Source organism: Sulfuricurvum sp. (assembly GCF_022759005.1).
In the GTDB taxonomy this organism is placed as follows: domain Bacteria; phylum Campylobacterota; class Campylobacteria; order Campylobacterales; family Sulfurimonadaceae; genus Sulfuricurvum.
This window is the reverse complement of record NZ_JAEMQA010000021.1, coordinates 1-8,725: the sequence shown is the minus strand read 5'-3', so window position 1 is coordinate 8,725 and position 8,725 is coordinate 1. Positions and strand designations below refer to the sequence as shown.

Below are 8,725 nucleotides of genomic sequence, written 5' to 3'. Positions count from 1 at the left end.
AAATCCATTGTTACCTATTTTTATAATAAAGGATCAGTGAGTTCAAAAAATCGATCGTTCTGAACGGTAGTCCCGATTGTAATGCGAATTGCATTCAAACCGTAACTGCTTAAATCACGTACAATCATACCCTTTTTTAAGAGTTCTTGCGCAATTTTTGATGAATTTTTTTCTTCAGGAAGCGATAAAGTGACGAAATTGGTATAACTATCAATCACATCAATCCCCTTAGTGTGTGCAAATGCTTCGTATCGAGCCATCTCTTTGAAATTATCCGCGATGCACGCTTGGACAAACGCTTCATCTTCCAATGCTACTGATGCCGCTTCGAGAGAAAGCGTTGTGATATTAAACGGCGGACGAACTTTATACAACGCCTCGATGATAGGGGCGCGTGAAATTCCGTATCCCACCCGCATACCGCCCAATCCGTACGCTTTTGAAAATGTCCCGAGAAAAAGGACGTTATCGAACCGCTCAATCAAATCTTTCGGCTCAACCGCATAGGCTGGATTTTTAAAGCGAGCATACTCCATATACGCCCCATCAACGATTACCAACGTATCGCTGTCGACTTTCGCGATAAAATCGATCATCTCTTGCGCCAGCAGACCGTCTCCTGTCGGATTATTCGGCGTACAGAGAAAAATAATGGAAGGCTTATGCTCTTGGTACAGTGCATAGAATTCATCCATTTTATGCTCGCGTGATGCAGTCCGGATGATTTGTGCCCCTACCTGTTTCGCATAAATCTCGTACATCGCAAAGGTCACGCTGTTGACGAGAACTTTTGTCCCTGTATGAGCTTTGGCATGAATCGCAAACTCGATGACTTGATCGCTGCCGGCACCGATGATGAGCTCATTGCTTTGGATACCGTATTTAGACGACAAAGCCGATTTAAGTTTCACCATCGAATCATCCGGATAAAGCGCCATATTGTCGATAATGGAGCGAACTGCCTCTTTAACTTTTGGAGAACATCCGAACGGGTTTTCGTTACTTGCAAGTTTTACAATAGAGTCTTTATCAATTCCGTACTCACGGACAACCAGTTCAATCGGTTTACCCGCTTCGTAGGTTTTAATCGATTCCAATGCTTCATTAAATTTCATAACTCTCCCTTTACATAACTTCCCAGCCAGGTTACTTCTTCACTGTGTTTTTGAACTAAATGTTGAACTCTCTCTTCATCGATATGACCGAAGAAATCGATAAAAAACCAATATCCGAACCCGTCATTATCCCGAGACGGGCGGCTCTCAATTTTACTGAGATTGATATCGGCATTGTTGAAATCTTCCAGAAAGTGAACCAATGCCCCTGCCCGCTGAGCATCTTTTAAACGAACCAAAATGGATGTTTTATCCTCCCCGCTGATCGCGTTTTTAAAATCGCTGAGAATAAAGAAACGTGTTGCATTGTTTTGGGTATCTTCGATATTTTCAAAGAGTGTCGGAACGCCGTAGAGTTTTGCGGCGATATGGGAACAAATAGCCGCCGCTTCGGGATCTTTGCTGGCCAAAATAGCCGCTTTCGCCGTCGATTCGACCGGAATATGTTCCACGCTGTCCAAACCGTGTTCCGCCAAAAAATCGCGGCACTGTCCGAACCCTTTGTCTTTGGAATAGATCCGTTTGATATGGTGGATTTTTTCGGCTTTGGTTGCAAATGCCATATGAATCGGCATATAGAGTTCCGACACGATTTTGACACTGCTTTTCCCAAGAAGATCAAGCGTTTCGCCCACTACACCATCACGCGAATTTTCAATCGGAACGACACCGTATTTGGCGCGACCCGCTTCGAGGGTTTTGAATACTGCTTCAATAGAGCCCAAGGAGAGATAATCGCTCATCGCACCAAAACGCGACTCTGCCGCCTGATGGGTAAAGCTCCCCTCCGGTCCGAGATAGGCAATCCGTTCAGGAAGCTCAAGATTACGTGCAACGGCAAAAATCTCCAGAAAAACCGCTTCTATCGCTTGCGCATTCAGAAGTCCGTTGGACTCTTCACTAATTTTCGTCAAGCGATCGATGATCGATTTTTCTCTCTCCGGACGGTAAATGGCTCCGTTGTTTTGGTGCTTAATCTCACCGACACGACGAACAACCTCCATACGGCGGTTTAAAAGCTCGACAACCTGATTATCGATCTCATCGATACGCGCCCTGCACTCTTCTAATGTATTCATAATTGCTCCAATATCCCCTCTATATTTGGATAAATTTCTGCCGGACACTCGGAAGGATTCAACGAGGGGATGATTTCATCGGCGTTTCGGATTTTTCCGCTCAACACAAATACCCCTTTCATCCCCAGTTTCTGCGCTCCAATCAAATCCCCTTTGACATCATCACTGATAATCGTAATCTCGCTAAATGCGGCATCGGCTTTTTGCTGCTGAAGTCGACTCAGTGCTTCTTCAAAAAACGGAACACTCGGCTTTCCGACTACAGTGTACTGAGTCGATGTGGCAAACTCCAACATTTTCAAAATCGCCCCTACACCGGGATAACGTTTGTGGTTTTTTGCGTACAGCGTCGTCTCATGCATCCCCACAAGTTTGGCTCCCGCGAGGAGAAACTCGATCATTTGAGCATACTCATCGGGGGTAAAGTCCTCTTTGATCGCAACCAGCACAACATCGGGAGAGTTGAAATCGAGGGTATATCCCATCGAACGCAGTACATTTAAAAAAGGCTCCGACCCGTACGCGGCAATTTTACGGCGTTTATCAATATGGCTCTCCAGCATCATCAACGGATCGAGATAATGACTTTGGGGGATATGCAATCCGATGGAATTCAAATAACCCAAAAACTCGTCACTCGGATTTTTCGTGCTGTTGGTAATCACCATATAGGGGATTTGACGCTCATTGAGATAATCAATAAAGGCTACCGCGCCACGGGTAGGAAGCTTGGTATGATCATCAATCAGTGTCCCCTGCACGTCTATGAAATACATCATTAATCCTGCAAATACTCTTGTTCTAATGCGATCACATCTTCAAACGTTTCGCGGCGGCGGATTAAACGCTCTTTACCCGCTTCAACAGCAATTTCCGCTGAACGTCCGCGAGTATTGTAGTTGCTTCCCATCCCAAAACCGTACGCTCCCGCACTATGGACGACCAGTAAATCATTATGCTCTAATGCCGGAAGCGGATAATTTTTGGCCAAAAAGTCGCCGCTTTCACACACTGGGCCAACCACATCCGCCGCACTCTCTTCACCGTTTTTATCCAACGCTTCGATGCGATGATACGCTTTGTACAAACTCGGACGGATCAAATCGTTCATCGCCCCGTCCACCATCACAAAGCGTTTTGCACCGTTGTTTTTTTCATACAATACTTTGGTAAGGAAATATCCCGCATTTGCCGTCAAAAAGCGCCCCGGTTCACAGATGATCGTTACGTCAATCCCCTTGAGTGCCGAAAGAATCGCTTGTGCATAATCATACGGCTCAATCGTCGTCTCATCGTTGTAGCGAACACCGAGTCCGCCCCCGATATCGAAAAATTTGAGTTCGATATTGATCGCTTGAAGCGAACGAAGAAGATCCGCCACGATTACTGCCGCTTCATAAATTGGTTCCAACTCGGTCAGTTGACTTCCGATATGAAAATGGATCCCTACCGGATCAAGGTTTTCGGAATTTTTTGCTTGGATGTACATCCGTTTTGCCGCAACGATCTCAACCCCGAATTTATTATCATGGAGCCCCGTCGAAATATACGGATGGGTTTTGGGATCGATATTCGGATTGACCCGAATACTAATTCGGGCTTTTGTCCCCAATTCACGAGCGATCATCTCTACCCGTTCGAGTTCCGCTTCACTCTCGACATTGATATACAAAATATCCGATTCAATCGCTTCACGGATCTCATCGTCACGTTTACCGACACCGCTAAATATCACACGGTATTTCGGTACCCCCGCCATCAATGCACGGCGTACTTCTCCGATCGAAACACAATCCGCACCTGATCCCAACTGCGCAAAATGTTTGACGACATTAAGATTGGAATTGGCTTTTACCGCGTACGCAAGAATCGATTTACGACCCCGAAACGCCTCTTTTAAGGACTCAAACTGCATACGCATCGCATCAAAATCATACACATACAAAGGAGTTCCGTATGTTTGTGCCAAAGCTTTAAAATCGATCACCCTCAATCCCCGCTCAAATTAGTTTTATCGCGATTTTACCCTAACTCTCCTTAGGGGATTTCCAAGTCGCCAAAACATTACTCCACTGAGCAAAAGTATCGGCCCGATTACCCCTATTTCCGGAGAGAGCGTTTTGTTATTGGCAAGTTCGCCGAGCATAAAGAGAACCCCCCATACAAGCAGCGTCACCAAGATGGCACCGAAACTAAAAAAAGAGATATTTAAAAAACGGCTGCTTACCGGTGCATAAGTAAAAAAGATCACCATCAGCATTGGGGCAAACCACGGGGTCACAAATATACGGTACATCGCGCTGGTGATTTTTGCAACGTCGACATTTTGATTTTTGAGCAGTTTCAAAGCGTCTATCCCATCACCAATCGTGAAATTGACTTTCCCTTCATATACCTGATCCAAAATTTTCGGTTTGAAATCATGCAATACTTTTAAATTTTCTTTATCTTCTACCACAATACCGGAAGCTTTTAAATCAAGTTCGCTCGGCGGACGAATAAGATGTGCTTTGGAGATATTCCAATAGCCATTATCATACACTGCATCTTTAGCACTTAATGCCTCTTTTAATGTACCGTGTTCAAAGGTAAATATACGAATATCTTCTGCTCGCTTACTAAGCGGATAGAGATTACCGAAATAGATGTAATTTCCCTCATGGGTGAAAAATAGATTGCTCGTCGGACGGATAAATTCCGAGGTTTCACGCAAATTATCGGCAAATTCATTCGCACGGGCAAAATTGGTAGCGTGCAAAGCAATATAAATTCCGATCAATCCGCTTGCAACACTCAAAAACGGCATCATAATCTTATTTTTTGAATATCCCAACGCAAAATAGGCAGCCAATGCGTTGGATCGGATCAATTCGACGAGGGAGGCTATAATCGCAAATACGAGCGATATCGGCAACATCATATCGATGGCATAAAAATATTTGTACATCAAATAGATCAACATTAGATTGGCAGATGAAGGCAATTCGGATCCATTCTCCATCAAATCAAATCCAACCATAAAACTGCACAGCGCAACCAATATAATGGTGAAATAGCGCAAATATACGAAGGATAATGTACTAAAAGCGAGCATAGGAGCCTAAACTAAAAAATTGGTGCTTATTGTACCCAATAAAACCTGCAAATACTCAAAGCCCTTTGAGCGAACATTTTGAAGCAACGTCGCTGCAACTGCTTTGCAGCAACATTTCAACCGCATCAGCGGCTTTAGCAACCCAATCGGTGAGTTTATTCTGCTCCTCTGCGCTAAAGGGGTGGAGAACATAGTCGGCTACCTGAGATTTATGCTCAGGTTTTCCGATCCCCATACGAACGCGGGTATAATCGGCACCGATAGCGGAATCCGTCGACTTTAAGCCGTTATGTCCGCCGTGTCCGCCGCCGCTTTTAAATCGTAATGCCCCAAACGGCAGGTCCAAATCATCGTGAATGACTATGACCTCATCAATTTTGTAAAAGTTTTTAACAGCAAGGATAGAACGACCGGAGAGATTCATAAACGTAAGGGGTTTGAGGAGAAAGTGCGACCCCATTTTAAACAACTCCCCCTCAAAGGAGCTCTTTGAAACATTCTGCACATTGTGGCGACGACAAAGCTCGTCAATTACCATAAAACCAATGTTATGGCGTGTTTGTACATACGCCGAGCCGGGGTTTCCCAGTCCGACGATCAGCATGATTATTTCGCTTTAATGATACTAAGAACCGATACACGGTCAGAATCAGTAAATTTAACGTTCTCGATCGCTGGAAGATCACGAACCAATACTGAATCACCCAAGTCCAACGGAGAAACATCGATAGTGATGTTGTTTGGCAAGTTTTCGATCGCCGCTTTTACACGAAGACGTTTTTTAGCAACGAACAACATCCCTTTGTTTTTCAAACCGAGCGGAGTTCCTACCGCTTTTACCGGTACATGATAGTGAGTCACAACACCTGGCTGCGCAACCATCAAATCAACATGTAGCAAGTTACCTGAAACCGGGTGAGACTCGTATCCTTGAACAACAAGGTTCATCTCTTTTCCACCAACGTTTGCAGCAAATGCTACCGTCTCTTTATTGCGCACAGTACGGATAAAGTCGTTCATTTTGAACGCAGCGTGAACGTTTTCAAGCCCTTTTCCGTAGATGTTGGCGATAAGATAACCATCACGGCGGTATGCTTTAGTAGCAGATTTGCCAATACTCTCTCTTATAATGCCTTCTAACATAATCATGTCCTTAAAATAAAATGGGACGGATTATACTTAAATGCAACTTATAATATCCTAAACTGATTTTTACGATTTCAACGAAATATACTCATCTTCTCTGAATGTTTTCGGCCCATCATCCACACCTAATTTTGATTTTTCGATCGTTTCACTCAAACCATCCATACGCAGTTTCAAATCTGACGGCGATGTCGCAAAAGCAAAAGCATCTTCTTGACTGATCCGTCCTTCTAAATAGAGATCCAAAATTCCCTGATCAAAAGTTTGGGATTTATACAACTCCTTCCCTTCCGCAATCGTATCGGGAATTTCAACGTCCCGATTTTCAGCAATTAGCTGCTCGATCCGAGGGGTTCGAATCAAAATCTCAACAGCAGCGGTCCGCTTCCCGTCAACCGTCGGAATCAAACGCTGGGAAATAACCCCTTTGAGTACCGATGAGAGGGTCATACGAACACGGTTTTGTTCCGCATGCGGAAATACCGAAATAATACGGTTGATCGTCTCTTTGGCATCAAGTGTATGAAGGGTAGAGAAAACCAAATGTCCGGTATCGGCTGCATGCAAAGCGATCTCAATCGTCTCCATATCCCGCATCTCCCCGACGAGGATAATATCCGGATCCTCACGCAATGCGGCGCGAAGCGCATTCCCGAAGCTTGCCGTATCTTGTCCGACACTTCGCTGATTGATGATACATTTACGGTCTTTATGAACAAACTCGATCGGATCTTCAATCGTAATAATATGTTTTCGCCGTTTCCAATTGATCTCATCGATCAATGCTGCCAATGTCGTCGATTTTCCGCTCCCCGTAACACCGGTAACCAATACCAGTCCCCTCTCCATATCTGAAAATGTGTGTATAACACTAGGAAGTTTCAATTCATCGATACTTAAAATTTTGACAGGGATTAAACGAAAAACTGCTGATACCCCCTCCATCTGGAAAAAAATATTGATACGAAAACGGGTTTGTTCATCAAACGTATAGACCAAGTCCACCTCTTTTTTCTCTACCAATTCAGGAAATCTCGTCCGAAGAAGCTCTTTGGCAAAAATCAGCGCATCGTCTTTGGATAAAATCTCACCCGAAAGGGGGATAATCTCTCCGTTAATACGAGCACGGACAACACTGTTGGCTTTCACATGCAAGTCACTCCCCCCCGCATCGATCATTCTACGCAAATATCCACGAATTTTTTTGAGGACTTCGAAATTAAGTTCAGACAGATCGGTTTGTTGATTCAGCATACTCTACTCCAATGCGTTAAGAATTTCAGAAAATGCAACTTTAAATGCTTCCAATCCCTCATCGATTTGTTGATCAATAACCAACTCCATATCGACTCCGGCATTTGCGACATTTTGGCGATGTTCCTCAATAACTGCTTGAGAAATCGGAAGTTTTAACGTTCTATCTCCACCAGTGACAAATGCCTCGATCGTTGCAATTGGAGCAGTATTGACGCTATTAGGCGCTAAAAGTTCATCGATATAATACGAAGCTCTAAATTCAGAGCCTTTAACCCCTGTACTGGCAAACAGCACACGGCATTTCGGAACATTTAACGCTTCTACGCGATTGTAAATATCCGCAGCATTGAGAATCCCCATCAATCCGGTACGGACGCCCCTATCCCGGAGAGTCTCATCTATGGCACGATCGATACGGCTGACAAAAACACTAATAACGGTATCAACCGACGATTTTTCGGAAGCTTTACGAAACGCTTCGGCACATTTGAGGGCTTGTTCTGACGAAAATATCAACGTTGCATTGACAGCGATCCCCTTCGAAGCCAATTCCTCCATTGCAACATATCCCGCTTCTGTTGCCGGAACTTTTATCATAATATTAGGACGATTGATACTGCGATGAAGACGGACCCCTTCTGCAATCGTAGCACTCGCATCATCACACAAAAACGGGTCAACCTCTATGCTAACATATCCATCATCTCCCGCATCGTACAAAGGGCGTAAAATATCGGCCGCTTTTTGTATATCGAATATTGCAAGCGCTTCATATTTTTCTTTTGGGGAACAATGAGACAACGTTGCAATCTGCTCTTTGTATGCATTTGACGTTAAAATTGCACTTTTAAAAATAGCAGGGTTGGAGGTCGCTCCGTTAATAACCCCTTTTGCGATCAGTTCTTTAAACCCTTCATCCAAAAAGGTTCGTTCTATAAAATCAGCCCAAAGGGCAAAGCGTGATTCAGGAATATACATTATCTCAAAAGCTCCGTATGTCTAAGTGTGCCAATTATGCCTAAAAATCATTAAAA

At 44.1% G+C, this 8,725-nt stretch carries 9 protein-coding genes; all 9 read right to left on the bottom strand.

The window, feature by feature from the left end; translation table 11 throughout:
* Positions 1 to 20: 20 nt before the first annotated feature.
* A complete protein-coding gene (hisC, locus tag JHC35_RS01050; protein ID WP_295041524.1) occupies positions 21 to 1,115 on the bottom strand; it encodes a histidinol-phosphate transaminase in 1,095 nt (364 codons plus the stop codon).
* Positions 1,112 to 2,194: a prephenate dehydratase gene (pheA, locus tag JHC35_RS01045; RefSeq protein WP_295041523.1), complete on the bottom strand. Its 1,083-nt coding sequence runs from the start codon at positions 2,192 to 2,194 to the stop codon at positions 1,112 to 1,114. Before pheA ends, hisC begins: the two co-directional genes overlap by 4 nt.
* Positions 2,191 to 2,970 (bottom strand): HAD-IIA family hydrolase, encoded by a 780-nt coding sequence (locus JHC35_RS01040; protein ID WP_295041522.1) that lies wholly within the window; start codon positions 2,968 to 2,970, stop codon positions 2,191 to 2,193. The genes pheA and JHC35_RS01040 overlap by 4 nt, the downstream gene beginning before the upstream one ends.
* A gap of 2 nt (positions 2,971 to 2,972) precedes the next feature.
* Positions 2,973 to 4,181, bottom strand: a complete 1,209-nt coding sequence (lysA, locus tag JHC35_RS01035; protein ID WP_295041521.1) for a diaminopimelate decarboxylase — start codon at positions 4,179 to 4,181, stop codon at positions 2,973 to 2,975.
* A 24-nt stretch (positions 4,182 to 4,205) separates the two neighbouring features.
* Positions 4,206 to 5,288: an LptF/LptG family permease gene (locus JHC35_RS01030; protein ID WP_295041520.1), complete on the bottom strand. Its 1,083-nt coding sequence runs from the start codon at positions 5,286 to 5,288 to the stop codon at positions 4,206 to 4,208.
* Positions 5,289 to 5,343: 55 nt separating this feature from the next.
* Positions 5,344 to 5,895, bottom strand: a complete 552-nt coding sequence (pth, locus tag JHC35_RS01025; RefSeq protein ID WP_295041525.1) for an aminoacyl-tRNA hydrolase — start codon at positions 5,893 to 5,895, stop codon at positions 5,344 to 5,346.
* A complete protein-coding gene (locus JHC35_RS01020; RefSeq protein ID WP_295041519.1) occupies positions 5,895 to 6,431 on the bottom strand; it encodes a 50S ribosomal protein L25/general stress protein Ctc in 537 nt (178 codons plus the stop codon). The genes pth and JHC35_RS01020 overlap by 1 nt, the downstream gene beginning before the upstream one ends.
* Positions 6,432 to 6,500: 69 nt before the next feature.
* Complete coding sequence (locus tag JHC35_RS01015; RefSeq protein WP_295041518.1) at positions 6,501 to 7,688, bottom strand: PilT/PilU family type 4a pilus ATPase; 1,188 nt, start codon at positions 7,686 to 7,688, stop codon at positions 6,501 to 6,503.
* Positions 7,689 to 7,691: 3 nt separating this feature from the next.
* On the bottom strand, positions 7,692 to 8,669 hold the full coding sequence (locus JHC35_RS01010; RefSeq protein ID WP_295041517.1) for a transaldolase: 978 nt from the start codon (positions 8,667 to 8,669) through the stop codon (positions 7,692 to 7,694).
* Between the last annotated feature and the right edge of the window lie 56 nt (positions 8,670 to 8,725).

What these genes read in the sequence shown, in the direction of transcription:
- JHC35_RS01020 (WP_295041519.1), bottom strand. Translation starts at nt 6,431, where the DNA reads ATGTTAGAAGGCATTATAAGAGAGAGTATTGGCAAATCTGCTACTAAA.
- hisC (WP_295041524.1), bottom strand. Translation starts at nt 1,115, where the DNA reads ATGAAATTTAATGAAGCATTGGAATCGATTAAAACCTACGAAGCGGGT.
- JHC35_RS01040 (WP_295041522.1), bottom strand. Translation starts at nt 2,970, where the DNA reads ATGTATTTCATAGACGTGCAGGGGACACTGATTGATGATCATACCAAG.
- JHC35_RS01030 (WP_295041520.1), bottom strand. Translation starts at nt 5,288, where the DNA reads ATGCTCGCTTTTAGTACATTATCCTTCGTATATTTGCGCTATTTCACC.
- pheA (WP_295041523.1), bottom strand. Translation starts at nt 2,194, where the DNA reads ATGAATACATTAGAAGAGTGCAGGGCGCGTATCGATGAGATCGATAAT.
- JHC35_RS01010 (WP_295041517.1), bottom strand. Translation starts at nt 8,669, where the DNA reads ATGTATATTCCTGAATCACGCTTTGCCCTTTGGGCTGATTTTATAGAA.
- JHC35_RS01015 (WP_295041518.1), bottom strand. Translation starts at nt 7,688, where the DNA reads ATGCTGAATCAACAAACCGATCTGTCTGAACTTAATTTCGAAGTCCTC.